We start from the raw sequence: 26,197 nt of genomic DNA on the forward strand, positions 1-26,197 counted from the left end.
AACAGTCATTTATTCATTTTATTGAGCCTAAGGAGTTCACATGGCGAATTACCCCTATGAATATTACGTCGACATTGTTACCAAGCGTTATTTCGACGGTGTGGATAACAAAAATATGGAGCAGGTTCTCGACTGTTTTCATTCTGATGCGGTACTAACGGAGGTCACGACCAATACCGTCCATACCGGACGTGAAGAGGGCATCCGCACAATGTTTGAGGGGTTGTTCTCCTCGCAGACGCGAATTTGGCACGGTAACTTTGTGCATACCGTAGACGTGCCTGAGAGTGCTATCTGTTCGCAGTTCTCCGTTGAAGTCACCCCGGTGGGGGCTGATGAGGAGTTGCGTTACGAAAACTGTAATCGCTTCTATCTGAAAGACGGCAAATTTTCACGGGTGTTTGTGTATATGAGTGGCGACAACCTGCTCAAGTAATCTATTCACCACGCAATTTTATTCAGATAGAGGATTTCTCAATGCAATACCAATCGTCTCTTTCGAAAGCGCAGTTGATTGAGCTGGCGCTGGAAAAATATTTCGCCAACGTTGATGCAAAAAATATCGACAGTGTACTGGAATGTTTTCATGAAAATGCCATGTTTACCGTTCAGACATCGTTTACCACTCACGAGGGTAAAGCCGGTATCAAACGCATGTTTGAAGATTTTATGGCCAGCTACGAGACTATTGTTCATAAAGACTTTACCTGTACCGTCGACGAAAAGAATGGACGTATCGCGGCCAGTTTTACCGCCGAGTTAACCACCGCAAGTGGCGAAACAACGCTGCTTGAGAATACTAATTTCTGGCGTGTTCGCGATAACAAGTTTCAGGAAGTTTATGTCTATATGAACGGTGGGAATCCGTTAGTTTAAAGTACGCCCATCGCAAGTCCGGCGCCCATCAGAGCACCGAGTTCCCGGCAGGGAGCCAGTGCCTCTTGATCCAAATGTTTGGGCGCCAGAATCTGCTCGGTTGTCTGAGCGTGTGTGCAGACAATCAGAGCGGGTTGAACACACTTGAGTCGCCACCCGGTGGCGATTCGCTCCAGCTGGCGGGCAGCACCTGCGCCGTCGCTGCCCGCACATATCATTTGAGCGTAGGGCCTTCCTTCCAATTGACCCAAGGCTGGGTAATAACAGCGGTCGAAAAAATCTTTCATAAGTCCAGCCATGGAGGCAAGGGTTTCCGGGGTCACGAACAGATATCCATCTGCGTTTAGTAGATCCTCGGGCGAGGTGTTCGTCGCGCTCTGCAAATCAACCAGCAGCTCTCCTTCGCTCGACAGTGTTGCGCTTTCCTTGGCAGCCTCTGCCATTTGACGACTTCCCCCGGTATTGGTGTGGTAGACAATCAGCAGTTGGCGCGACATAAGTAACCTAATGGCGTGGATGGTTGTTGAGGCGAGAGTACCTGTACCGGCCGTTAGGCGCAAAACATCGACGCTAAAGGAGCGCTTTTATTCCTCTCGGCAACGTGTTTTGATGAGCCGCATAGGTAACATTGGGAAGCGGCTGATTTCCCACCCAAAATAAGAACACTCGATAACAAGGCAAGGAGTGATAATGAAAAGCTATCAACTTACAGGGCCGGATGGCCTGGACGCATTACAAATGGTAGACGCGAATGTGCCCGACATCGCGGCGGGCCAGGTCTTGGTCGCGATGAAGGCCTGGTCCCTTAACTTTCGTGACACCATGATGCCTCTGGGAGGATACCCTGGCAATGACAAGGTGGCCACCAATCCACCTCTGGTACCCCTCTCAGACGGTGTCGGCGAAGTCATTGCGATCGGCGACGAGGTTACCCGCTTCCAAGTTGGTGACCGAGTGGCGGGCATTTTCTTTGGTGAATGGCTTGATGGCGATCTGGAAGAGGTGCATATCGCTTCGGCGCTCGGTGGCGCTACCGACGGTGTACTGGCGGAGCAGTGTGTGTTTAATGAACGCTCTCTGGTAAAAATTCCCGATTCCTATTCCTATGCACAGGCGGCAACCTTGCCGTGTGCGGCGGTCACCGCTTGGCAGGCGCTCACCTTGGGGGATATCAATCCAGAGCAAACACTTTTGCTGATGGGAACTGGTGGGGTGTCGATTTTTGCATTGCAGATGGCCAAGGCCTATGGCGCAAAAGTCATTATTACCTCCAGCAGTGATGAAAAGCTGGCCCAGGCGAAGGCGCTGGGAGCGGATTTGACCATTAACTATGGTGAGTATCCCGAATGGCAGGAAGAAGTGTTGCGACTGACGGACGGCAAAGGCGTGGATCATGTGGTTGAGGTGGGTGGTGCAGGCACTCTGGAGAAATCAATGATGTCCGCGAAGACCAGCGGTCGGGTCAGCCTGATTGGCGTGTTAACCGGGATGCCTGAGCAAAACCCGTCACCGTACCTGATTCTCTTTAAGCGCCTGACCTTGCAGGGTATCTATGTGGGCAGTCGCAAAATGTTCGAAGACATGAATCGCTTCCTCGATGAACATCAAATTAAACCCGTGATTGATCGAGAGTTTGGTTTCGATCAGGCACGGGAAGCCTTTGAATATATGTCGTCTGCGCAACATCTGGGTAAGATCATCATCACTCGCTGACCGCAAAACCATCTTGCAGAAATTGTTATAAAGTATAACAATGGGTGCCTCAACGGTTTTCCGCACGAAAAACATAAACGCAGGTAAAACATAAAAGAGGCAAGCCACTGCTATGAATCAGGCGCGAGAGCGAATCGACGGATGTCTGGCCCAATTGTTGGGTGCCTATGGATTTTCAGAACTCAGTAACGATGAATCCCTGGCGGAACTGCTCGATCCAGAGCTGGCTGCAGCGTTATTGGACGCCGCAGCCAAAGTCACCGATGAGGTTCTGGAACCTTTTGACCGGGTTGCGGATGACGTTGGATGCCAACTGGTGGATGGCCGGGTACAGACAGCTCCAGGTCACAAAGAGGCGTGGCAGACCTACTGTGAGGGTGGCTGGCTGGGCATTGAAATTCCTGAGGAATTTGGTGGTCAGGGCTTGCCCGGCTGCCTCGCGGTCGTCAGCGAAGACATCGTTAATCAAGGGTCTGTCAGTTTTGGTATGCTGCCCGGGCCCACCCGTTCAGCGACACGCGTGCTGACGCGGTTTGCCAGTGAGGATATCAATAACGAGTGGATTCCTCACATGGTCACCGGGGAGTGGACCGCCAGCATCTGTATTTCTGAGCCGGGTGCAGGTTCTGATGTCGGCCGTATTCGCACCACCGCCTACCCCCAGGATGATGGTTCGTATCGTATTGTCGGTGATAAATGCTGGATCTCGTTTGGTGACCATGATCTGGCGGAACGTATCGGACATATGTTGTTAGCCCGCGTGAAAGGTGCGGAACCTGGCGTGCGGGGCTTGAGCCTATTTCTTGTGCCCAATCTCATCGCCAATGACGCCGGTGGTTGGAAAGAAAACGGTGTCGTGGTGCAGCGCATTGAGGAAAAAATGGGACTGCACGGTTCACCCACCTGTGTGCTGGCTTTTGAAGAGTCTCAGGGTTCTCTCATCGGTGAGCCGGGGCGGGGTTTGCAACAACTCTTTCATATGATCATCAATATGCGCCTGCAGACTGGCGCTCAAGGCTTAGGTCTGGCAACTCGGGCTTATCGTGCGGCCTTAAGCTATGCCCATGAGCGCCGCCAGGGTGGCCCGGCGGATCAACCGCCGGTCGCGATTGTCGAACACATGGATGTCCGTCGGCTGCTGGCGTCGATGGGCGCGCGGGTGGAGACGCTACGAGCGTTGATCTATACGGCAGCCGTTACGGCTGATCGAGCGGCGCTGCAACAGCATAAAGACGCCGCTGCACTCTTAGGGTGGCTACTGCCCATCGTTAAAAACAGCGGTGCGGAAAGCTCCTATCAAATCAGTTCGGATGCCGTGACCGTTTTCGGGGGCGCCGGTTTTACTCGTGAATGGCCGGTCGAGCAATATGTGCGTGATGCCCGTGTGCTGGCGATTTACGAAGGCACGACGGGCATGCAATCCCAGGATTTAGTGAAGCGTCAGTGGTTAAATCCAAAAGGTGGCTATGCCAGTTTTGTTGCCGCGCTGGAGGCGGAGCAGGCCTCGGCAGAGGGGATGGCCGCAGACGTGTTAACCGAAGCCTTGGCGTCACTCAGCAGAGTATCTGATGTGTTGGCATCGCTGGAGTCAGATACGAAACGTTTGAACGCGGTAACTCGCCCGGCATTCTATTTGGCCACAGAAGTCGCCCACGCCTGGATGGCCGCAAGGCTCAGTCGCTCTGACGATAAAGAGCTGGCGGCATGTGGGAGACTGGCGCTATCCCAGGCAGGACAAAAATTTGCTGCCTTGGAAGCAGAGATCTCTCTCGACAACGTGACAGAGATCGATGACGTTCTGAATTCATTCTAGGGACTCAGAGAAACTCCAAGCGTATCACTGTTGCAACAGGTTGTTTCCCGCTGGTTTGTGTCTTGGCGATTTTGCTAGAGTGGTGCGTCGGAACCCCGCCGATAAACAACATAAAATAACAGTAAAATAGATGTTAAGGAGCCGCGGCATGATAGATCCGGATAAAGTAATTGCCATTGATATACACACCCACGCTGAGGTGTCCTGCCACGACCCGGAAGACCCGGTAATGGGAAAGTTTTTTGACGCGGCGTCATCGTATTTTAAAGTTGATCGCAAGCGTCCCTCCATTCCTGAAACCATCGACTATTACCGCGGCCAGAATGTGGCATTGGTGATGTTCACCGTCGATATGGAAAGTGAAATCGGTGCGGTGCGGATTCGCAATGAGGAGATCGCTCAGTTTGCGAAAGATAACGACGATATCATGATGTGCTTTGCGTCTATTGATCCTCATAAAGGAAAATTAGGCGCGCGCGAAGCGCGCATGTTGATCGAAGAGTACGGCATAAAAGGATTTAAGTTTCACCCGCCAATGCAGGGGTTTCATCCGGCTGATCGAATGGCGTATCCGCTGTACGAAGTGATTGCGGAATACAAAATGCCTGCGATTTTCCATACCGGCCATTCGGGAATGGGAACCGGCATGCCGGGTGGTGGAGGCGTGCGACTGAAGTACGGCCAGCCCATGCTGGTGGATGATGTCGCGGCAGATTTCCCGGATATGCAAATTATTCTGGCGCACCCCAGTTGGCCATGGACCGATGAAAGCCTGTCGATGGCATTACACAAAGCGAATGTGTATATCGATTTATCTGGCTGGTCGCCCAAGTATTTTCCCAAGCAGGTGATTCAATACGCGAACACACAGCTCAAACATAAGATGCTGTTCGGCTCAGATTTTCCTCTGATTACGCCAGAGCGTTGGATTGCCGCCGCAGCAAAAGCCGGTTTTAAAGAGGAAGTCATGCCGCTTATTTTGAAAGAGAATGCTGCAAAGTTATTGGGATTGAGAAACTGATTTTTACAAGGAAGATGGCGTTAAGCTTCCATCTTCCTGTACGGCCTCCATCGCATCAGGTAGAGGCCGCATTCGCAATTTCTGTTAATTTTTTAATGTCGCGCAACGGTGGTGCCCCAAACATTCGGCTATATTCCCGGCTGAATTGCGACGGGCTTTCGTAACCCACTTGATACCCGGCTTCAGACGCATCCAGATGTTCGCTCAACATCAGTCGTCGAGCCTCATTCAAACGCACTTTTTTAATATACTGCAGGGGTGACATGGCCGTCATCGCGCGGAAGTGATGATGAAAGGCCGACACACTGAGTCCTGCTTCTTGAGCAAGCTCGTCAATTTTTACAGTTTTGGCGTAATGAACTTTTAGCCAATCAATCATCTGCGCAATTTGGTGACTGTGATTACCGCTGGTCACAATATTGCGCAAGTGGATGCCTTGCTCTGTCTTTAACAGTCGATAAAAAATTTCCTGCTGAATTAACGGTGCCAAAGCGCTAACGTCGTCTGGCTGCCTGAGTAATAACAACAGTCGACGAAACGCATCTGCTAACTCGTCGGGAAGATGGCTCACTGCGACGCCGCGTCGCTTGTCATAGGTGCGCTTATCTTTTCGAATGGGGTGATCCAGCATGAGCTGAGAGATCACCTTAAGATCCATTTCCATGGTTAGCCCTAGGTAAGGGCGCTCAGGTGTCGCCTCTAAAATCTGTGATACCACCGGCAATTCGATCGAGGTGATCAGAAAGGTGTTCGCGTCGAAAACAAATGTATCTTCGCCCAGAAAGACGCGTTTCTTCCCTTGACCAATCAGACAGATGCTCGGTGATAGCAGATAGCTCGTCGGGTCTGTAGGGGTTTGCCAATGGTGTAGGCTCAAACCTGAAATGAGTGGCGTGACACGGTTGCTCTGGCCGATGTTCTCGGCAATTAACGCGGCCAAGTTCGCATCTGTATTTGCTGGTGAGGATTGTTTCGCCATTGTCTTGCTAAGGTCGTCAAGTATTTTGAATGGCAATTATGTCTTGAGGGCGGTTGAAAAATCTACAGATAATTGTAGAAATAGACAATGGTAATAATGAGCCAGCTTGTAATCACTTATTAATATTTCTCATGACTGCTTTATGCAAGTAGGAATGGGCAATAATTCGAGATAATCATTCTACCGCCAGTCAGGCTGATAGCGTTTCAATATTGCACACAAAGAATGCAATTGAATTAACTCAGAGAGGTCAGCATGTCGAATGAATCACGATTAACTACGGCAACCTTACTTGCCATAGCTGGATTGTCCGTTGACGTCGCCGCGGCAAAAGATCAAGTCGTTTATGGCGCAGGCAGCCTACCAACCTTCTCTGGGCCTGAGGCAACCTTTACCGGCCAGGTGGATGTGGCCATGGCCTTTCCCGAGCGCGATGGTGTTCCTTATTCCGGGGCTTATGTGACTTTTCAACCCGGTGCTCGTACTGCCTGGCATGAGCACCCGGCAGGGCAGCACATGGTGGTCACCCGCGGTACTGCTATCACGGCGACTCGCGAAGGCCAGGTGGTTGAATTTCACGAGGGCGAATCTGTCTGGTGTCCCGAAGGGGTTGATCACTGGCATGGCGCTACACCCAATAGTGCGATGACCCACTTTGTTGTAACTGCGAGTAAAGATGGCGACGCCGTCATCTGGAAAGACAAGGTGACCGATGAGCAGTATCAAGCGGCACTTGATGCTGTTGGCAATGAAACTTTAGAACTCAGTCACTTGAGCCAGCGTCATCAACATTTGGCGACCGTCGTGGCCTTTGCTGCAGCAGATGATCTGGGCTCTCTCAAGATTGCTCTCAATCGTGCCTTGGATGCCAATGTTTCGATCAATGAATTGAAAGAGGCGCTGGTGCACCTTTATCCCTATGGCGGTTTTCCTAAATCGCTGAATGCGCTGGGCACACTTATGTCCGTTGTTGATCAACGCAAAGCGGATGGTAAAGAGGATGCTGCCGGTGAGATGGCTCAGGCGTTGCCGGAAGGCGCTGCTGCACAAGAGCTGGGAACCAAAGTGCAAACCCAGTTGGCGGGGCGTCCAGTTGCCGGTCCGTTGTTCGACTTTGTCCCTGTGGCAAACACCTTCTTGCAAAAACATTTATTTGGCGATGTTTTTGCCAGAGGCATTCTCGATTATCAAGACCGAGAAATTCTTACGGTTGCAATTCTAGCGGCACTCTCAGGAACTGATTCGCAGTTGTCATCCCACATAGGCATGGCACGAAATGCTGGTGTAAGTCAGCAGCAGTTGGACGATTTAAGTGAATTATTGGAAGCGCGTGTGACTCGCTCGACAGGTCTGCGAGTCGCTGCGGCTGTACTAGATGAAAAAGGGTAGACCAGTTTGTCGTCTCAGAAATGTTGAAATGAGACGGTATGACGTGAATAGATTTGGAAAATGATTTGATGAGTCGTGAAAAAGGAAGCATTCCTGAAAAGAAACATTCGCAGATCTATCGACGTGAATTTGTTAAGTACACGGTTGCTGCCGGAAGCGCTATGGCTTTCGCTGGGAGTGCGACGTCCGGGCTTGCATCCACAAGCGCCTCGTCAAGTGAAGAGACAAAAGAGGTAATGACAATGAATACGAAATCCAAAGGCTATGCCGCATTTGACACCAGTGGTGAATTGGGACCTTGGGAATTTGAACGCAGGGCTGTCGGTGAAAACGATATTCTCATCGATGTGAAATACGCCAGTATTTGCCATTCAGATATTCATCAAATGAAAGGTCATTGGGGCCCGCAGCAGTACCCGCAGGTGCCCGGTCACGAAATTGTGGGTGTTGTATCGGCCGTTGGCAGCAAGGTGTCGAAGTTCAAAATTGGCGATAGAGCCGGGGTTGGCTGTATGGTCGACGGATGTACCGACTGTGAACATGGCGAGCAATATGCGCCAGGCACGAAGTTTACCTACGGTTTTCCGGACGATTCTTCCCCCACGGGTATCACTCAGGGCGGCTACGCCAATAACATCGTGGTGAAAGATCACTACGCGGTTCATATTCCAGAAGCCATTCGCTTTCAAGATGCGGCACCACTGCTCTGTGCGGGTGTTACTACGTATTCGCCACTGTTGAAGTTTGGTTTAAAGCCCGGAGTGACTGTCGGTGTTGCCGGGATAGGTGGGCTTGGTCATCTGGCCGTTAAGTTGGCGGTTTCTAAAGGGGCTGACGTCATTGCCTTTACAACGAGTCGAGATAAAGTCGATGACATCCTCGGGTTTGGTGCCAAAGATGTTGTTGTCGTTGATGATGCTGAGGCATTTTTGAAGTACGCAGGTAAACTCGACTGTCTCATCAACACCTTGCCTGTCAGTTATGATGTTGCCGCTTATGCATCATTGGTGAAACCGTTTGGTTTCTACACCCAGGTTGGAATGCCGGAGAAGTCGGAAGTGACAGTCAATGCGCTAGGTTTGGCGTTTAGTCGTGTCAATTTTAACGCGTCTTTGATTGGTGATATGAAAGAGACTCAGGATGTTGTGAATTACTGTGCAGAACACGATATTCTGCCGGAAATTCAGGTGATCGACGCCGAAGAGATCAATCAAGCGTGGGCGGATGTCGTCTCCAAAAAAGCTCGCTATCGGTATGTGATTGACGCCTCAACGTTTTGAGAATCACAGATTCTATAGGTGAATAAAATGGATTGTTTAAGGTCTGTATCGCTACCCATGCCTTAATTAGATACGGGATAAATTGTTCTTTTATTGATCTTTTGCGCCAGGCTATGAGGGTTTACATCAGAGCTTGGCGTAGGTTGTGGGAAGCTGACTTCTGAGACAGTAGACTTCCTGCTTCCAGCAGCATATCTAGATTCTATACCTACTTATTTGTCAAATCTTACTAGGCTGGTGAGAGAGTGCAAATGGCCGCACAAGTTGTGTGACACAGATTTTTTCCCAGATAGACGTATTGGTAACAATGAAGCATTACGAGGCACAGAGCTTTAAATTGAGTTCGGCCTTTATCCTATCGAGGCCGTCTTTTAGCCGAGTTCTTTGAGTAGCAATATTAATTCGAATAAAGCCCTCACCTTCTTGGCCATAAATCGTCCCTTCGCTTAACCAGAGGTTTTGTCGCTTTCGCAACTGTTCGCAAAGCTGCCTGCTATGAATTCCCAATGCAGAGATATCCACCCAAACTAAGTAGGTGGCCTCTAACGGCAGGACGTGTAACATTGGTAAATGTTCTTTGAAATACGTTGTCAGATAGTCGTAATTTTCCAGCAGATAATCTCGCAACCCATCTAACCACTCTGAGCCGTTATTGTAAGCCGCTAGCAAGGCCGCAATGGCAAAGGGGCTGACCTCGCAGACTTCGTTAATATTCAACTGTTTATCTATACGACGGCGTATTCCATCGTCTGATGCGAGGATATTTGCCACTTGCAGCCCGGCCAGATTGAATCCTTTGCTTGGAGAAGTGCATGTAATAGAGTTCTTTAAATACCTATCTCCAAGAGATGCGAAGGGGCAATAGTTATAGCCCGGCATGACAAGGTCACAGTGAACTTCATCTGCAAGTACGGTGACGCCGTGGTCAATACAGATGTCGCCCATACGTCGCAATTCCTCTTCAGTCCAGCAGCGCCCTACGGGGTTGTGGGGATTGCACAGCAACAATACTGTATTGTTGGGATCAGCGGCTAGGCGTTCCAGATCGTAAAAATCGATATGATAGCAACCCTTGTCATATACCAATGGGCTGAATATTTGCTCACACTGACTGTTACGAATCGATGAAAAAAAGCAATTGTAAGCTGGCGTCTGTACAATTACTCCTCTTCCTGGTGGACATAGTGCCTGGATTATCGCTGACAGTGCCGGAACGACACCGGTTGTGTACAGCAAATGACTGCCATCGATAGTAAAATTATGTCGCGAACGGAACCAGTTCTGTACTGCTGAGTAATAATCTAAAGGAACTTTTGCGTAGCCGAATACGCCGTGGTTAACTCTTTGTTGCAATGACTCAATGATTGCTGGTGCGGTAGCGAAATCCATATCTGCAACCCACATGGGCAGCATATCTGGGTTTTCTGCAGAATCCCATTTATAGGAGCCACTACCTCTGCGCTCAATAGGTTTACTAAAAAACGACGTGTCAAAGTGAGAAGTCAAAATTAGTGAGCCTTTTCCGTACGGTATTGATCATGTTGTGACGTTTTGATATCGATCTGACAGTGCGTGGACGGCTGTCCGTGCTCATTGACAATAATGTCACCCACAGAGTTAGCGCGAATTCTACCGGCAGCAGGATTGCGTATACTGATCACATGGCTGTTAATGTCAGCGTCTACTGTGGAATGCTCAAAGGCGAAGTCGGCGCCTTCCATTAAACAATTTTCTATGACAAGATCCTTTGCGAAGCATAGGGGCTGGGTACCACTGATTGTACAATTCACCAGACGCAGATTTTTTGAATGCCAACCCAAAAATTCCCCGTCTAGTATTGAGTCGTAAACCGTGCAGTTTTCTGTGCCCCATAGGGCATCGCGAGAGTTCAGTACCGAATTACGAATGACGATATTTTTAGCGTCTTGAAAGCTGTAATTCCCCTCTAATACCATCCCATCAATTTCGATGTTTTCACTGTTCATCAGAAGATAGTCGCCCTTGTTGATATTAACTTTGTTGAAGTGAATATCTTTACAATTCCAGCAGCATTCTTCCGCGCTCGATAGGGTTACTTTATCTAACCACAGTCCATCCACTCGACGAAACATTTTAGGCGCGTCAACCAGAGATTCGCTCATATGCACATTGCGGCTATACCAGATGGCGGCTCGCGCATAGGTGGTAAACCAGCTTTTGTTTATGGTCACATAATCGTTGTGCCAAAAGGGATATTTGCCCATAAATTCACACTGCTCGGCAATGATATTTCTACTGTGCTTTATCGCGGATTCCCCGGGATAAATTCTTACGTTTTGTAATTGTGTATCTTGTAGAGAAAAACAAGGGCGTTCGCCCTCGAAAGTGGTGTTAGAAATCAGTTTCATAAGAAAAACCTATAAATAAAGCAGGCGTAAAAGCGATTGAATTCATAAGTTTGAAGTTTTTCAGAAAGGCTTAAAGAAAAATCTTCTGCAAATCAGCTTACTTTCGCTCTTCCAATGCAAGGGGGGGCAGAGGTGGGTAAACCTTGTCTCGGTTGGAAAGGGCTTTGACCAAAAAAAACAACAACAGAAAGCCAACCGTAGATAAGGTTGCATATCCAGAAGCTAGCTCCAATAAACTGAAATTGTCGGTTAGTCGCCCAACGATCAACGTCGGAATCGCAGCGCCAGTGTAGGCTGTGGCGTAGACTACAGAAAGCGAACTAGCCCGTTCGTCCTGTGTAGCATTGATCAATAGACTGCGAACACCACCACTCATCGCAGCGCCTTGTGCTGCGCCGCCAACGGTACTAAACACCAAAAATAGGGTGAAAGATCCCCACGAGAGCGAAAACACCAAGCCGATGATCGAGGCCACAAAGACCAACATACCCAATACCAACGCTTTCGCCGCTGACAATTGGCCGACGCAGGCAGAGCCCAACACGCTGGGCAACATAAATGAGGCGAAGACTATTGCAGCTGCAATCGGTGCATCGGAATGCAGGTATTCTGCAGCCAATGTGGGTCCAAACGCTTGATAGAATCCACCCATTGCCCAGGTGCATGTGAAGGCAATCGCGGCTGCGGGATACCAGCGTCGCCCAGCCGCCGGGAGGCCAAATGAAGGCTTTAGAGACCCCAGAGCGCCAGGTTTAGACGTGACGGATTCCTCGGCAAAAGACAAGCTCACGAGAGAAAGAATAATTAGTAGCAAGACTGCTAGGAAAACCAGTGAGTGCGGCCAAGGGCCGAAACTGATTAAACTGCCAGCTCCTAGGCTGCCTACAGATAAGCCCAACATAGGGCCTGTACTGATAATTAACGGAGGCAGCGCTTTGTGTTTTGGATTGACGGTATCGACAACCCAGGCTGTCATTGCTGTAGATGAGAGACCGCTCGCCAGTCCCTGTAATAAACGTCCTAGGATCAAAGGCAGCGAGCTGTTAACGTTTAAGAACAAAACGCTCGCTACTGCAGCAAATAACAAAGCCGTAATGGTAACTGTCTTGCGCCCCCAAAAATCTGATAGTCGCCCAAACAGCAATAACGCCGTAACGGCGCCGACGAAATAGGCGACAGAGCTGAGTGATAAATCGGAGTAATTCAGATTCCCTTCAATGCGCCATATTTCATACAGCGGAATAGGAGAGGCAGAAGACGCATAGATTAAAATTAGGGCGGAGGCAGCGCCCCAAAAAGCAAAGGTGCGCGAAGTTGTCATTTTGATGATTCCTGAAACTACCGATGTACAGAGCGTGCATCGACAATTCTTTTACAAAATAGGTTGAACGACCCGTGACTTTTTTTGGGGCATAAATCTTGATGTCTAAGTCGTTTTAGGGGCTGAAGATACAGCCCCTTAGTCGTAGAATGATCTCGATTAGATTAAGTTTCTTTCAAAGAATTCGTCAATGTGATCAAAGGGGATTTTATCTGCCTGGTCATACAGATCCACGTGCACCATACCGTCTAGAATTAGCATTTCTTTGGGCTCCGCAGCTGCTTTATAGGCGTCTTCTGTAAAGTAACGTGAGTGTGCGTTTGCGCCAGCAATTAGCAGAATTGGTCGTGGCGAAATTTCGTCGATGTAGGTTAATAGCGGCATATTCATCAATGGAAACCCATTGGTTGCGGTAAAGGAACCATTGGAATTGATGGAGCGGGGATGAAAACCGCGATCTGTTTTGTAATAGTCGAAATAATTGGCTACAAATTCAGGTTCTTCTCCGGTTAACTTTTCGGGCAGCCCCATACCAGACAAGGCAGCTTCACCGGCTTTGGCGTCGACCCAACGCTGTTCGCTCATTTTTTCTAGTGCCTGGGTACGTTGCTCCTTGGTCATGGAGTCAAAGTAGCCGTTTGCTGTCACGCGTGACATATTGTACATGCTGGTAGTGACAACAGCTTTAATCCGCTTGTCGACGGCGGCGGCATTGAGAACAAAGCCGCCAAAACCACAGATACCAACGGCTCCGATTTTTTCGCGTTCCACCTGGGACTGTAGACCTAAGAAGTCGACGGCTGCACTGAAATCTTCGGTGTTAATTTCAGGAGAGGCGATATTGCGAACTTCTTTATTGTCTCCGCTTTGTATGCCGCCACTTTCGCCCGTGAAAGATGGGTCGAAAGCGACGGTTACATAGCCGCGCTCGGCCAGAGTTTGTGCATATAACCCTGAAGATTGCTCTTTTACTGCACCATAAGGTCCGCTAATTGCCAGAGCTGGAAGTAATTTTTCTTTAATCTCTTTGGGGATATAGAGATCCGCAGCGAGAGTAATGCCATAACGATTGGTAAACGTTACCTTCTGATGATTAACTTTTTCGCTTTTGGGAAAGGTCTTATCCCATTCTTGAGTTAGTGGCATGTTGGCGCCTCCTCGTTTGAAATACGGTAGGGTTACTATGCCGTAGGTAGAAGAAGGTGCGTTATATGAAAGCTATTCGATTATTGCACATTTCTACTGGAGCTATTTCCTATTGACATTGTTTATAACCTCGGTAGCTGAATTAAAATATTTTTACAAAGATGAACAGTCGCTATACAACATCTATGGTAACGGACAAAGGAGCCTTTAACGTTTTGATAAGCGATATGTCATTGTCGAATTGTCCTAGTCGAATCAATCCACTGGCAAATCCAAAGTCACGATAAAAAATCGCCAGGTTTCCCCAAGGCGCATAGTAGGTGATATCACCTTTCGAGGGCTGATAACCTTTCGGTTCTCCTTTGGTCGATAAGCGCTTCGGTAAATTGCTTACTTTTTCAATATTATGATAGTCATCTAATTTCAAACTAAGCGGCAGCAATGTAACAAAATCCAGCGCTGCACTGTTGCTTCCTAAAGTTGCTGTTAACTGATCACCAGTATTAAAAATAAATCGAATTTTTGACACTTCATTATTCCTTTTTGTAATTTCAAGTCCGGAAGCCTCAGAGGCAAATAGGTGTACCGGCGTCTAGGGTCTCAAAGCTATACGTTTCAGGTTATACCAATTCGCCGAGATTAATGCCTAATTCTATTTTTTATCTGGGGGATTGATTAGCAGAGATGTGGTCTTATAAGTAAGCATGCTTCTTACTATTAAGACTCGGGGATGTTTTAATTGGAAACGTCATTTAAGGATTAATTTACAAGATTGAAAGACAATTAGGCAATCTGCTCCACAGATTTTCAAGGTAGTATATTCCAAATAGAGCAGCCTTGCCGATGTATCAAGCTGAACGATGTCCTTTCAGTTAACGTTGAAGAGATGAATTGCGCAATACCGAGGGAGTTTAATGTTCCTTCTGTGTGGCAGGGCGAAATACACATATAGACTCGTTGGAGCATATATCATGAAGTCTGATACGCGGATTAGAATAGGGTTCATTGGTCTAAATCCCGAGAGCCATTGGGCTGCGACGGCTCATATTCCTGCGCTTAACGTATTAGCCGATGATTTTGAAATCGTTGGTGTTGCCAACTCTACGCCAGAAAGTGCCCAGAAAACGGCGTCAGCAATGGGGTTAAGGCACGCATTTAATTCACCCTTGGAATTAGTGTGTAGCGACGCCGTCGATCTCGTTGTTGTAACCGTTAAAGTTCCTCATCACTACGAGTACATTACAGCTGCCCTCAACGCTGGTAAGCATGTCCACAGTGAGTGGCCGCTCGGTAACGGACTAAATGAAGCAAAGGCGTTAGCCAAACTTGCCGATGAAAAAGGCGTATCGGCGACGGTAGGTACACAGATGCGTACCGCCCCGGAAATTTTATATCTGAAGGCGCTGCTCGCAGATGGTTATGTGGGAGAGGTTTTGTCAACAACGTTGATTGGCTCTGGTGGTAATTGGGGGGCTGAAACTCTTGCAGAGCACGCTTACCTGTATGACAAAGACAACGGAGCCACCATGTTGGAAATTCCGTTTGCGCATACCTTAGCCGGAATGAAGGAAGTTCTAGGTGATGTTGAAGACATTTCTGGCCGGTTGTTGAGTCGTCGTCAAAAAGTTCGTGTTAGTGAAACCAATACAGAGATTGAGAGATCTGACTCGGACCAGATTTTGGTCAATGGTGTCTTTACTAGCGGTGTAGCTTTCAGCGCACACTATAGAGGTGGCATATGCCGGGGCACGAATCTACTTTGGGAGATCAACGGCACCTACGGCGATATCCAGATCACCGGAAATATCGGACATGGACAATTTGCGGAGCTGACTATCAAGGGCGCACAGGGTGCAGAGCAGCAATTAGTAAAACTCGTCACACCTGCGAAATATTATGAAGGCAGGCCAGAAGGTGTCATCGCCTGCAATGTCGCAGGTATTTATGCTTTGGTCGCCAACGATATTCGATCTGGTTCCCGTAGTGCTCCCAGCTTTGCAGATGCCTTACAGTTGCATGAATTGTTAGCCAAAATTGAAGGTTAAGGTGGTGCTAAAAGGATATCTCAATGTTGGATTTCTTCTATCAATCTAAGATCTTCACGAAATGTAAGATTTTATTGGATAGGCTTCATAATTGCTGTTAATGGTGGTTTATACGTCGGGCTTTTATCTTAAATACTAGCTCGAAACAGGTTACCCGCGGTATGAGGCCCTCCTAGCAGATATGAATTTATGCTGATCGGTGAGTGACTATAAACGTTTCTATGTCCTTATTATCCAATTGACGTCTAGCGGCGTATCTACCGATCAGTAGCTACTGAGGGTCAAAAGCCCTTGCACCTGGCCCAAATGCTTCCGCCTGATCATCTGGGTTGCGGAGTGGGCAGTCACTTACCGATAAGCAGCCACAGCCAATACACTCGGTAAGCTTTTCTTTCAGCGCCGACATTTTGGCGATTTTTTCTTCCAGCTCATCTTTCCATTCCGAAGACATTCGTTGCCAATCTTCAGCGGTTGGTGGTCCTTGCTTGGGTAGGGTCTCTAGGTGTTTTCGAATTTCTGTCAAAGACAGACCAAGACTTTGAGCCACTTTTATGATCGCTAGTTGCCTGAGGATATGGCGCGGGTACTGTCGCTGATTTGCGGCATTTCGTTCACTTTTCACCAGACCTTTGGTTTCATAAAAATGCAGTGTAGAAATAGGAATGCCGCTGCGTTTGGAAATCTGTCCGATACTCAGTCGCTGCATCCCAACGTTAAATTCTCTTTTTGCCATGGTGTCGTCCACTTATTTTTCAATTTAGCGCTTGACCTCAAGTTAGGTTGAGATCATAGCATGGAAGTTTTACATCATCAGGGTTGTGATATGGCAAATGCTTCTGTTGGTGACAAGGAGGGTGGTCTGGATACAGCCGTTGAATCCAACCCCGGGCGTCTCCGCGTCACTTTTATAACAGTCATGGGGATTCTATGTGCTATAGCCATTTTTGCCGGACTATACAGCTGGAAAGCATTGAGAGCATCTGGGCAGAGCGGTGGCGCCTGGCCTCCGGCGGCTGTTGCCGCCCTGAAGGTTGAAGCGAGTGATGTACCTATGTACATCGATGCGATTGGCTCACTGCGTGCCGTGCAAGAAGTGACAGTGACACCGGAGACTTCGGGACGTGTCGTCGCTATAGCGTTTGGTGCTGGTGAAATGGTGACAGCGGGTAGACCGTTGGTGCAGTTGTTTGATGCGCCAGAGCGAGCAGATCGACAGGCTGCAGAGGCGCGTGTTCAGCTTGCTAAAGCCCAGTTGACGCGATCAGAAAACTTGGTCAAAACCAATGCGACATCGCGTGAGGTTCTTGATCAGCGTACTGCCGAATATGATCAAGCTCTGGCGGAAGTAAAGCAATTGGATGCTCTTATTGAGCAAAAGCAGATTCGAGCACCCTTTGACGGGCAGATTGGCATTCGCAGAATTGATCTCGGAGAGTACCTTCAGCCTGGTGACTCTGTCGTTTCACTCACTGATACGCGAAGTCTCTATTTGGATTTCAGTGTGCCCCAGCAACAGTTGCGCTGGATAGACGAAGGACTTCCAGTTGACGTAACCGTGGATGCTTGGCCAGATCGTCAATTTACTGCGACAGTGACAACCATCGAGCCAAGAATTGATCCTGATACACGAAATATTGCTGTTCGTGCGACTCTGCCGAATCCCGATAAGATGTTGCGTCCTGGAATGTTCGTTGATGCGCGGCTGCATCTGCCCATACAAAAACGTCAATTGGTGTTACCAGCAACAGCGATCCAAACGACTGCCGCGGGTGATAGTGTGGTGGTGATCCGTGGTGACGATCCTTCGGCAGGTGGTCAGGTGGAATTTGTTCGGGTCACAATCTCTCGACGTCTGGGTGATTATGCTGTGGTTAGCGAGGGTTTGACGGCGGGTGATGTCGTTGTTGCAGAGGGGCAATTGAAAGTATCTCCTGGAGCTCGTGTACAAGTTTCTAAACTCCTGCCGGGTGGGGAGAGTAGGCAATGACTTTTACGGATCTGTTTATACGTCGTCCGATACTATCAATCGTCGTCAGTGTACTGTTACTGTTGGTCGGCGTTAGTTCTCTGTTATCTCTGCCTATACGTGAATACCCGGCTATGGAAAGCGCAACCATTGTCATCTCGACGGATTTTCCGGGGGCAACCCAGGACGTAATGCAGGGATTTGTTACAACGCCCATTGCACAATCTGTTTCTACTGCCAGTGGCATTGAATATCTAACTTCGACCTCAACTCAGGGGCGCAGCCAGATTAAGGCGAAACTTGTCCTTAATGCTGATGCCGACCGTTCGATGACAGAAATTTTGGCAAAAGTACAGCAGGTCAAATATCGTTTGCCGGAAGGGGTGAATGACCCCGTTATCAACAAAATTACTGATGGAGCGTCAGCGGTTCAGTATATTGCGTTTGTCGGTGAAGGCTTACCGATACCTGTTATTACTGATTTTGCCACTCGGGTTGCCGAGCCCTTACTAACGGCGGTACCTGGTGTTGCTTCGGTAGAGTTTGGAGGCGCGCAAACCCTCGCCATGCGCATCTGGATCGATCCAAAGAAGCTGGCGGCACGGGGATTGTCTGCTGGTGATGTTGCCGCAGCGTTAAGGGAGAATAACATTCAAGCCGCACCGGGACAGCTAAAAAGCAGCGATACGGTGATAAACGTTACGGCCGCAACAGACCTTCGTGACCTGGCGGACTTCCGAAAAATGGTTCTCAGAAACAGCGACACGGCGAACAGTCTAGTACGTTTGGAGGATGTCGCGACCATTGAGCTTGGTGGGCAAAATTACGATACCACGTTTAACAGCAACGGGGAGAGAGCTGTCAGTTTCTCCGTGTCGCCGACGCCGGACGGAAATCCGCTGGAAATCGTTCGAGAAATCAAGAAAATCTTGCCTGATATTCAGAGAGTGGCGCCACCCGGGTTGACGGTGCGGAGTCAATTTGATGTCGCACATTTCGTTAACGCGTCCATCGATGAAGTTTCTAAAACTCTCATTGAAGCAGTCGCGATTGTTATCATTGTGATTTTCCTGTTTCTGGGATCCCTACGGGCTGTCATTATTCCAGTGGTTACGATTCCGTTATCACTCATAGGAACCGCTATTTTGATGCTTGCCTTTGGGTTTTCCCTTAACATCCTGACTTTACTTGCCATGGTACTGGCGATTGGTCTTGTGGTCGATGATGCGATTGTCGTCGTCGAAAATATTCATCGGCACATCGAAGAAGGCTTGTCGCCGGTTCGCGCTGCGTTTATCGGTGCGCGCGAAATCGTGGCTCCCGTTATTGCAATGACGATAACTTTAGCTGCTGTCTACGCGCCGATTGGAATGACTGAGGGGCTGACCGGAGCATTATTTCGGGAGTTTGCATTTACACTGGCTGGGGCAGTGTTCGTTTCGGGTATTGTCGCTTTGACACTGTCGCCCATGATGAGCTCTTGGTTACTGAACGATAAAGTTCAAGATGGCAAGTTCGCCAAATTCGTTGAGCGCAATGTGGCAGGTTTGGAAAGACGGTATGAATCTTTTCTTGCCAGAACGCTGATATTTAAGCCTACTGTACTCGGTGTGGCGTTAGTTGTATTCGCGGGCATTGTACTTTTATTTTTAGGTGTGAAGCGTGAGTTGGCACCACCTGAAGACCACGGGTATATCTTCACGTCGGTTAAAGCCCCTCAGTATGCCAATATCGACTATACCTCCCGAAATACGGAGCAAGTGAGTCAGATTTTTGCTGAATTGCCAGAATATGACGGCAGTTTTATGGCAAATGGATTGGAGGCTCAAAGCAGTGCCTTCGGTGGTGTAATTTTGAAGGAATGGCAGGATCGTACTCGCAGCTCAGCGGAAATTCAGGGAGAGCTTAGTGGCCGAGTTGCGAGCTTGACGGGTGTATTTGCTGCAATTTTTCCGCCGCCACCTTTACCGGCTGGTAGTGGTGGCTTACCAGTACAAATGGTCATTCGTTCCTCCGACGACTTTTCTCTGCTTTACCAGACGATGGAAGGTTTAAAAGGGGCGGCTTGGGGCAGTGGCTTATTCAGTTTCGTTGACAGTGATCTGGCGTTTGATAGTGCCGAGGCAAGGGTTAGTATCAACCGAGCTAAAGCGGGTGAGCTGGGCATCACTATGCAGGCCATCGCTGATACGTTGGCGGTCTTGGTGGGTGAGAATTATATTAACCGCTTTAACTGGTATGATCGTTCCTATGATGTGATCACTCAGGTGCCGGAGACTGAGCGCTTATCGCCGGAAAACCTGGGAGGCTATTATGTCAAAGCAGACTCAGGTGATCTTATCCCCTTATCAACGGTTATTGATGTGGTGGTCAAGCCGCAAGCAAACAGTCTGCCGCAGTTCAATCAAATGAATTCAGCGACCTTGTCTGCAGTACTGGCACCAGGGGTTACAATGGGACAAGCGGTGGAATTTCTTCAGCGGCAATCATTACCTTCTGGAACAAGTGTCGATTGGCTTTCCGATAGTCGCCAATATGTGATGGAAGGCAATCGTCTTATGGTCGCCTTTGTGTTTGCGTTAATCGTCATATTTCTTGTGCTGGCTGCCCAGTACGAATCTTTTCGCGATCCTCTTGTTATTCTTGTTACTGTACCACTGGCGATTTGTGGAGCACTTGTTCCTTTGTACTTGGGATTTACGACGCTCAATATCTACACTCAGATAGGGTTGGTCACGCTGATAGGATTGATTTCCAAACACGGAATTTTGATGGTTGCTTTTGCGAATGATATTCAAGTTCGCGAGCAACTGGATCGAGGGGCCGCGATAGTCAAAGCGGCACGTGTAAGAATGCGTCCTATATTGATGACTACGGCGGCTATGGTTGCCGGGATGGTTCCATTACTGTTTGCCAGCGGGGCGGGTTCTAACAGTCGTTTTGCCATTGGTATCGTGGTGGTTATGGGGATGCTTGTGGGGACATTTTTTACGCTGTTTATCTTGCCGACCGTATACAGCTTGCTCGCTAAAGATCATCGAGCAGCCAGTAATTCCTCTCGATCTCTGGAACTTGCGGCTATGGACGGTGATACGATCTCACCCAAAATGTGAGACTGAGATGCAGGTAGTGCAACCGTATGGCGTCGAAGATTGAATGAGAAGTCAGACGCTGCGCAGTCGCAGGGAGATATCCTTGGCGATATCAGCTGAGGTTTTCTGAAGCGGGCATAGCAGTGTGCTGACTGCCTTTTCGATATTCATCACGTGGATTTTCCATGTGATGTTAACGATGCAAAGTACTTTTCCTTCAACAACGATAGGAACCGCGAGAGATTCCCGTCTATCGTCAAAGGTTTCTCTTGTCTCCGCATAGTGGCCGCCAAAATCTGGTGCGCGTAGGGCGTAACCCTGGGCTCGATATTTGTCGACAAAGCTTGCAATGGCTTTTTCATCGAAGGCGAGTTCATTACCGGCTAACGGATTGGTTTTTAAACGGTTAATGATTGCCCGCCGTTCGGCGCCAGAGCAAAAGCTCATGTACGCGCGACCCGACGCCGAGCGCAACAGGTTGGCGCGATAGCCAACTGGCCCGAGTTCTACGTCATCAAAATAGGATTTGGGGCTGTTGGTTTCGACCAATTCAAGATAGTCCAGCCGTGGAACCGATAAGGTAGACGGCCATTTGCAACGCTCACAAAGTGCGATGAGATGAGGCGAAGCAATCTCAGCGATCCAATTCGGATCAGAGCATTCCCGCAAATTAAAGCGAAAGCTGTAACTGGCAATAAATGCGCTATCGGCAATACGCTGCCACACATACCCTTGTTTGCTGAGGGTGTGAATAATGCGCGTGAGTGTGCTTTTGGGTATCCCCGTCGCGAGAAACAGGTCGTGCAGGCTGGCCGCCTGCATGGTTTGTAAGGTGCGCAGAACGTCCAGTCCTCTGACCAGAGAATGGATTTCCTTGACCTTGTAATCTCTCATGGTGTGTATCTCTTCGGCTGTGACTAGGCCGATTATCGTCATTCTGTGAAGACAGAGAGATACTGTGCCATTACATCGCGGATGCTGTCTACCAGCATATCTGGTTGCTGCGTTGTTGGCAGGGTTTCATAGGTTTCGCGATTGGCGAGACCTGTACAAACGGCGATACCGAAGGCTCCCCCTTGCAAAGTCATGACGATTTCCAGTTCTGGATCATCGCCTACAACCGCCAATTCATGGGGTGCGATGCCTAAGATGTCAGCCGCACACTGCAAGCCGATTAATGAGGGTTTTCCGACGACTTCGGCGTCAACCCCAGTCACTTCTCGAATCACCGTAGAAATAATTCGGGATGATCCCAGCGCTTTACCGCCGGCGGTGGCAAAGTGAAGGGCGTCGGAACAACTGTAGGGCTTGGCTCCTGCCTCGACAGCCGCGCAGGCAAGAGTCAGGTCATCCATTGTGAAATCTCGATACCAGCCAGCGAGGACGGCATCAAATTGGGTGGTAACCGTTACCTTTTTGTCAACAAGATCACGAATATGAACAGCATTAAATCCAGATGCACGCAAAGGTATCAGCATACCGTCACCGCCCAGAACCAGCAGGTTTTTATACTTTTTAGCTGTGAAGGTCGCGATCGCACCGTTTATGGGTGTCATCGCACGTCCCGCCGGAATTGGAAAATCCAGCGCCTGTAAACTCTTCTCATAGTCTGTTGGTGAGCGCAGACTGCCGTTGGTGAATATCACATAGGGGAAGTCGTCAGCGTCCAGTCGTTGTAGAAATTCAACCGCGCCAGGTATTGGTTGCAGACCGTGGTTGAGTTTATTGCCCAGCACGAGAGTGCCGTCCAAATCGAATAGAAATCCTTTGCACTGTGCGAATTTCTCTCTTTTCATCACAGATGAAAATGCAGGGGCGCTCACGGTGATACCTCTTCGTCGTTAGCTTGAGAAAAAGAGATCTGAATATCGTCTTCAGTGGGGTATGTGGTTGGTGGTAATAATTGCTGCCTGATGGCGTTACGTATTTTTCTTGCCTTGGGATTGTAGTGGGTGTTGACCTTGGTGTTGAGGATCATCTCATCAACCATTTCCTCCGGAAGGACGGCGCGCAGCAAGAGTTCTTCATCGTTGATGCCGTTGCGGAATTTTTTTCGGGTTTCTGATAGAGGAATGAGTTCTGAGTTTTTCGCGAGCTCTCGTGCGCGGGGGAGGCTGAGAATTCTGTCCAGTATATTCGGTGCAATGGGGGAGCTCGGACGACCAAATTTTTCCAGAGCGTACATAATAATTTGATCGGAAATATTGTCGTAGCGCTCCTTACCGATCACATTGTACAGGGCTTGCGTGCAAACCATCTGAGGGAAGGGCGTTACCATAATGGGATATCCCAGTTCCGCCCGTACATCATTGACCTCTTCAATAACGGCGTCGAAGAGGTGCTCCAGCTTTAACTCGGCTAATTGTCGGCGCGTCGTTGCCATTACACCGCCTGCGACCTGGTGCCTTAGGAATGCAGCATCAAAGGATTGCGGTTTGCCTTTGGGATACATCTCTGTCTCCGCCAGTTCAGTGAAATAGTTACAGACGTGGGTCAGTGCCTCTGTATCAACATCTATCTCATAGCCCATCTGCTGTAAATTTCTAACCGTGCGCCTGGCTTCGGGTAGTGAGGCGCCTTCGCCAAGTGCCCCTGAGCCGACGTGCAATCCATAGATGCCCGTAGCTGCTGCTTCGATATACGTGAGTGGCGCTTGTCCAATAATACAGTGGGAGTGAAGCTCTAAGGGCTTTTGTTCTATGCGAGCTTGTACAGCGGTGATGAGTGTTCGGGCTCGCATGGGGCTCAGTAAACCGGACGGGTCCTTGATGTAGAAGCGATCGATGTCAGGACTGGCGGCCAAGGTCTGTGCGAGGTTTGCATACCATTCATCGGTGTGGAGATCGCTGATGGTAAAGACCAATGCGGCTATCACGGTGGTTGCGCCAGCCTGCTTGTACATATGGGACGTGCGTCGCATGGCGTCAACGTCATGCATTGGATCAAGCACCACGTAGCGATCAACACCGCTGGCGACCAATCTGTCATAGACCAGTTGCAAGAATTCTGGGTGTTGTGCCTCCCACGAAATAAATCGAATGCCGGTGCCGATAAATTGGAAAGGGGTCGATGGCATCAGTCGACGCAACAGTCGTAACCTTTCCCAGGGATTTTCTTTATAGGTTCGTACTTCCATGCCCATTGCTGTGCTGGATGTGATATCCAAGGCGTCAAAGCCGACGCGCTCCATGGTGGGGGCAATGCTGGCGACGCGAGCGGTATTTAGTCCGACAGATCCCCATAGGCTCTGGTTGCCGTCACGAATAGAGACATCGACGATACGAATGGTTTTTTTCGCGCTGACGTTAGTCGTTGACGACATTGGATACCTCCTGAGCTTTGCGGGAAAGAAATTGCGAGAAGTAGGCCGTGTCTGAGCCAGCGTCAACAAAGCCGGGATCTTCCAGTAGAGTGGTGTGCATTGGGATGTTTGTAGTGATTCCCTCAATTCGACAGTTCTGTAATGCTCGTGAGAGGCGCAGTCTGGCGGCTTCGCGGTCCTCGCCCCATGCGATAACCTTTGCCACCATGGAATCGTAAAATGGCGGTACACTGGCACCCGGTTGGATGTGTGTGTCCACTCGCAAATATTCGGATACGGGAAACCAACTTGCCGAAACAATTCCGGGGCTGGGTTGAAAATTGTTGTGCCAGTCTTCGGCGTTGATACGGCACTCAATCGCATGGCCTTGGAGTTGAATATCGTCTTGGGAGAGTCTTAATGTTCTTCCTTCTGCGATGGCTATTTGTTCGGCAATTAAATCGATACCGCTGATGGCTTCGGTGACGGGGTGTTCCACTTGTATGCGGGCGTTCATCTCCAGAAAGTAAAACGTTTGCCGTTCACAATCGACCAAGAGTTCTACGGTGCCCGCACCAACATAACCAAGATGTTTTGCGAAGTTGACTGCGGCAGTATGCATCTCTGCACGCAAGCTGTCGGTGAGCGCCGGTGCGGGTGCCTCCTCCAGGAGTTTCTGATAGCGGCGTTGCACGGAACAATCGCGAGTTCCGAGATGAATGGTGTGGTGACCGTCGCTTAATATCTGAACTTCCACATGGCGGCCGGAGCGAACAAAGCGTTCGATGTAGACCCGTGGGTCACCGAATGCGGATTGTGCCTCTCCAATGGCGATATCAAGCGCCGCGGGTAGATCTTCTTCATGCTCTACGACTTTCATACCGCGACCGCCGCCGCCACCGACGGCTTTGATGAGCATGGGAAAACCGCAGGCAGCAATCTGTTGGTGAATGGCTTCCGGGGAGTCCGCCGGGCCTCCCGGCACAATTGGGAGTCCTGCCGCAACGGCATGGGTTCTGGCTTTTAGTTTATCGCCAATGGCCTCCAGGTGTTCTGGGGTTGGCCCGACAAACCCTATTCCCGCTAAACGACAAGCCCTAGCCAGTTGTTGGTTCTCGGATAAGAATCCGTATCCTGGATGAAGCGCATCAGCGCCACTTTGCTGCGCCGCCCGAATGATGTTATCCACACAAAGATAGCTTTGACTGGATGGTCCTGGCCCGATACAAACGGTTTGATTCGCCAGCCTTGCGGCCATCGAATCCAGATCCACCACCGAGGCTGCCAGCACGGTTTCTATGCCCAGACGTTCACAGGTGCGGATAATGCGAACGGCGATTTCACCTCGGTTGGCAATAAGAAGTCGTTTGATGTTGGGCATCAGGAATTCTCCTCTATGCGCAGTAAGACCGTATTTTTATCGGTGAACTCTCCGTTGTTGACGCAAATTTCTGCCACTCGACCTCGAACACCGGCATAGACTGAGTTCATCAGTTTCATACTCTCGATGATGCAGACTAGGGTCGATTCCGAGACGATATCGCCGACGTTGACAAACGGCGGCGCGCCTGGCTTTGGAGACCGATAGAACACACCGGGAAGGGGGGCGGTGATTTGTGTGTGGGCATCATCTGTCTCTGACGCATGTGAAGAATGCTGAGCCTGTTGCAACTGATCCACAAACTCTGGATTTATAATGTTTGGCGTTTTCAGGCAGCATTGTTGAGCCAGCCAACTATCGCCGTCTTGTCTCAGTGTCAGGTGTAGGTCGGTGTTGGTGATATCGACAAAAGACTTTTTATTTTCCGTCAATTCTGCAACCAAATCGGCAATATCCAGATGATTCAACATGGCGTTTTACTCGCTTA

General features: G+C 49.3%; 23 protein-coding genes. 10 read left to right on the forward strand and 13 right to left on the reverse strand.

What is annotated here, in order from left to right; genetic code table 11:
- Positions 1-40 precede the first annotated feature (40 nt).
- A complete protein-coding gene (locus ACXAFR_RS04620; protein ID WP_475172662.1) occupies positions 41-436 on the forward strand; it encodes a nuclear transport factor 2 family protein in 396 nt (131 codons plus the stop codon).
- A 41-nt stretch (positions 437-477) separates the two neighbouring features.
- A complete protein-coding gene (locus ACXAFR_RS04625) occupies positions 478-876 on the forward strand; it encodes a nuclear transport factor 2 family protein (RefSeq protein ID WP_475172667.1) in 399 nt (132 codons plus the stop codon).
- Here the strand turns inward: ACXAFR_RS04625 and ACXAFR_RS04630 are convergent.
- Positions 873-1,373 (reverse strand): flavodoxin family protein, encoded by a 501-nt coding sequence (locus tag ACXAFR_RS04630; protein ID WP_475172673.1) that lies wholly within the window; start codon positions 1,371-1,373, stop codon positions 873-875. The genes ACXAFR_RS04625 and ACXAFR_RS04630 overlap by 4 nt on opposite strands.
- A gap of 193 nt (positions 1,374-1,566) precedes the next feature.
- Here ACXAFR_RS04630 and ACXAFR_RS04635 point away from each other — a divergent pair, with 193 nt between their 5' ends.
- The 3 genes from ACXAFR_RS04635 (at position 1,567) to ACXAFR_RS04645 (ending at position 5,423) form a co-directional block, all read left to right on the forward strand.
- Positions 1,567-2,589, forward strand: a complete 1,023-nt coding sequence (locus tag ACXAFR_RS04635; RefSeq protein WP_475172678.1) for a zinc-dependent alcohol dehydrogenase family protein — start codon at positions 1,567-1,569, stop codon at positions 2,587-2,589.
- Between the two features lie 112 nt (positions 2,590-2,701).
- Entirely contained in the window at positions 2,702-4,402 is a 1,701-nt protein-coding gene (locus ACXAFR_RS04640; protein WP_475172684.1) for an acyl-CoA dehydrogenase family protein, read from the forward strand.
- A gap of 148 nt (positions 4,403-4,550) precedes the next feature.
- Entirely contained in the window at positions 4,551-5,423 is an 873-nt protein-coding gene (locus ACXAFR_RS04645) for an amidohydrolase family protein (protein ID WP_475172690.1), read from the forward strand.
- Positions 5,424-5,478: 55 nt separating this feature from the next.
- Here ACXAFR_RS04645 and ACXAFR_RS04650 read toward each other — a convergent pair whose 3' ends face one another.
- A complete protein-coding gene (locus tag ACXAFR_RS04650; protein ID WP_475172695.1) occupies positions 5,479-6,402 on the reverse strand; it encodes an AraC family transcriptional regulator in 924 nt (307 codons plus the stop codon).
- Positions 6,403-6,657: 255 nt separating this feature from the next.
- On the opposite strand from ACXAFR_RS04650, the gene ACXAFR_RS04655 reads away from it, so the two are divergent.
- Both ACXAFR_RS04655 and ACXAFR_RS04660 read left to right on the forward strand, forming a co-directional pair.
- On the forward strand, positions 6,658-7,791 hold the full coding sequence (locus tag ACXAFR_RS04655; RefSeq protein ID WP_475172700.1) for a cupin domain-containing carboxymuconolactone decarboxylase family protein: 1,134 nt from the start codon (positions 6,658-6,660) through the stop codon (positions 7,789-7,791).
- A 68-nt stretch (positions 7,792-7,859) separates the two neighbouring features.
- The gene (locus tag ACXAFR_RS04660) at positions 7,860-9,071 is read left to right on the forward strand and encodes an NAD(P)-dependent alcohol dehydrogenase (protein ID WP_475172704.1); all 1,212 of its coding nucleotides are present in this window, start codon (positions 7,860-7,862) and stop codon (positions 9,069-9,071) included.
- Positions 9,072-9,386: 315 nt separating this feature from the next.
- On the opposite strand, the gene ACXAFR_RS04665 is transcribed toward ACXAFR_RS04660, so the two are convergent.
- The 5 genes from ACXAFR_RS04665 to ACXAFR_RS04685 form a co-directional block, all read right to left on the reverse strand.
- Complete coding sequence (locus tag ACXAFR_RS04665; RefSeq protein ID WP_475172710.1) at positions 9,387-10,577, reverse strand: MalY/PatB family protein; 1,191 nt, start codon at positions 10,575-10,577, stop codon at positions 9,387-9,389.
- A gap of 2 nt (positions 10,578-10,579) precedes the next feature.
- Positions 10,580-11,458, reverse strand: coding sequence for a DUF3737 family protein (locus ACXAFR_RS04670; protein WP_475172716.1), 879 nt, complete (start codon positions 11,456-11,458; stop codon positions 10,580-10,582).
- Positions 11,459-11,555: 97 nt separating this feature from the next.
- Positions 11,556-12,779 (reverse strand): MFS transporter, encoded by a 1,224-nt coding sequence (locus ACXAFR_RS04675; RefSeq protein ID WP_475172721.1) that lies wholly within the window; start codon positions 12,777-12,779, stop codon positions 11,556-11,558.
- A 159-nt stretch (positions 12,780-12,938) separates the two neighbouring features.
- Positions 12,939-13,925 carry an alpha/beta hydrolase gene (locus ACXAFR_RS04680; protein WP_475172723.1) on the reverse strand — a complete coding sequence of 329 codons (987 nt, stop codon included), beginning with the start codon at positions 13,923-13,925 and terminating at the stop codon, positions 12,939-12,941.
- Between the two features lie 172 nt (positions 13,926-14,097).
- Positions 14,098-14,454 carry a cyclophilin-like fold protein gene (locus tag ACXAFR_RS04685; RefSeq protein ID WP_475172725.1) on the reverse strand — a complete coding sequence of 119 codons (357 nt, stop codon included), beginning with the start codon at positions 14,452-14,454 and terminating at the stop codon, positions 14,098-14,100.
- Between the two features lie 442 nt (positions 14,455-14,896).
- Between ACXAFR_RS04685 and ACXAFR_RS04690 the strand changes: the two genes are divergently transcribed.
- Complete coding sequence (locus ACXAFR_RS04690; RefSeq protein ID WP_475172730.1) at positions 14,897-15,970, forward strand: Gfo/Idh/MocA family protein; 1,074 nt, start codon at positions 14,897-14,899, stop codon at positions 15,968-15,970.
- A 271-nt stretch (positions 15,971-16,241) separates the two neighbouring features.
- Here the strand turns inward: ACXAFR_RS04690 and soxR are convergent, their stop codons facing one another.
- Positions 16,242-16,703 carry a redox-sensitive transcriptional activator SoxR gene (gene soxR / locus ACXAFR_RS04695; RefSeq protein WP_475172733.1) on the reverse strand — a complete coding sequence of 154 codons (462 nt, stop codon included), beginning with the start codon at positions 16,701-16,703 and terminating at the stop codon, positions 16,242-16,244.
- Between the two features lie 90 nt (positions 16,704-16,793).
- On the opposite strand from soxR, the gene ACXAFR_RS04700 reads away from it, so the two are divergent.
- A complete protein-coding gene (locus ACXAFR_RS04700) occupies positions 16,794-17,957 on the forward strand; it encodes an efflux RND transporter periplasmic adaptor subunit (protein ID WP_475172737.1) in 1,164 nt (387 codons plus the stop codon).
- Positions 17,954-21,049 carry an efflux RND transporter permease subunit gene (locus ACXAFR_RS04705; RefSeq protein ID WP_475172742.1) on the forward strand — a complete coding sequence of 1,032 codons (3,096 nt, stop codon included), beginning with the start codon at positions 17,954-17,956 and terminating at the stop codon, positions 21,047-21,049. The genes ACXAFR_RS04700 and ACXAFR_RS04705 overlap by 4 nt, the downstream gene beginning before the upstream one ends.
- 51 nt (positions 21,050-21,100) lie before the next feature.
- Here ACXAFR_RS04705 and ACXAFR_RS04710 read toward each other — a convergent pair whose 3' ends face one another.
- Genes ACXAFR_RS04710 through ACXAFR_RS04730 form a run of 5 tightly spaced genes read right to left on the reverse strand, consistent with a single transcriptional unit; the run spans position 21,101 to position 26,180 of the window.
- Entirely contained in the window at positions 21,101-21,922 is an 822-nt protein-coding gene (locus ACXAFR_RS04710) for a helix-turn-helix domain-containing protein (RefSeq protein ID WP_475172747.1), read from the reverse strand.
- Between the two features lie 38 nt (positions 21,923-21,960).
- Positions 21,961-22,851, reverse strand: a complete 891-nt coding sequence (locus ACXAFR_RS04715; RefSeq protein ID WP_475172749.1) for an HAD-IIA family hydrolase — start codon at positions 22,849-22,851, stop codon at positions 21,961-21,963.
- On the reverse strand, positions 22,848-24,350 hold the full coding sequence (locus ACXAFR_RS04720) for a hypothetical protein (protein ID WP_475172752.1): 1,503 nt from the start codon (positions 24,348-24,350) through the stop codon (positions 22,848-22,850). Before ACXAFR_RS04720 ends, ACXAFR_RS04715 begins: the two co-directional genes overlap by 4 nt.
- A complete protein-coding gene (locus ACXAFR_RS04725; protein ID WP_475172756.1) occupies positions 24,334-25,710 on the reverse strand; it encodes an acetyl-CoA carboxylase biotin carboxylase subunit in 1,377 nt (458 codons plus the stop codon). The genes ACXAFR_RS04720 and ACXAFR_RS04725 overlap by 17 nt, the downstream gene beginning before the upstream one ends.
- Complete coding sequence (locus ACXAFR_RS04730; RefSeq protein ID WP_475172761.1) at positions 25,710-26,180, reverse strand: acetyl-CoA carboxylase biotin carboxyl carrier protein; 471 nt, start codon at positions 26,178-26,180, stop codon at positions 25,710-25,712. The genes ACXAFR_RS04725 and ACXAFR_RS04730 overlap by 1 nt, the downstream gene beginning before the upstream one ends.
- Positions 26,181-26,197: the final 17 nt, after the last annotated feature.

It is taken from the genome of Pseudomaricurvus sp. ABR4_320, assembly GCF_056159445.1.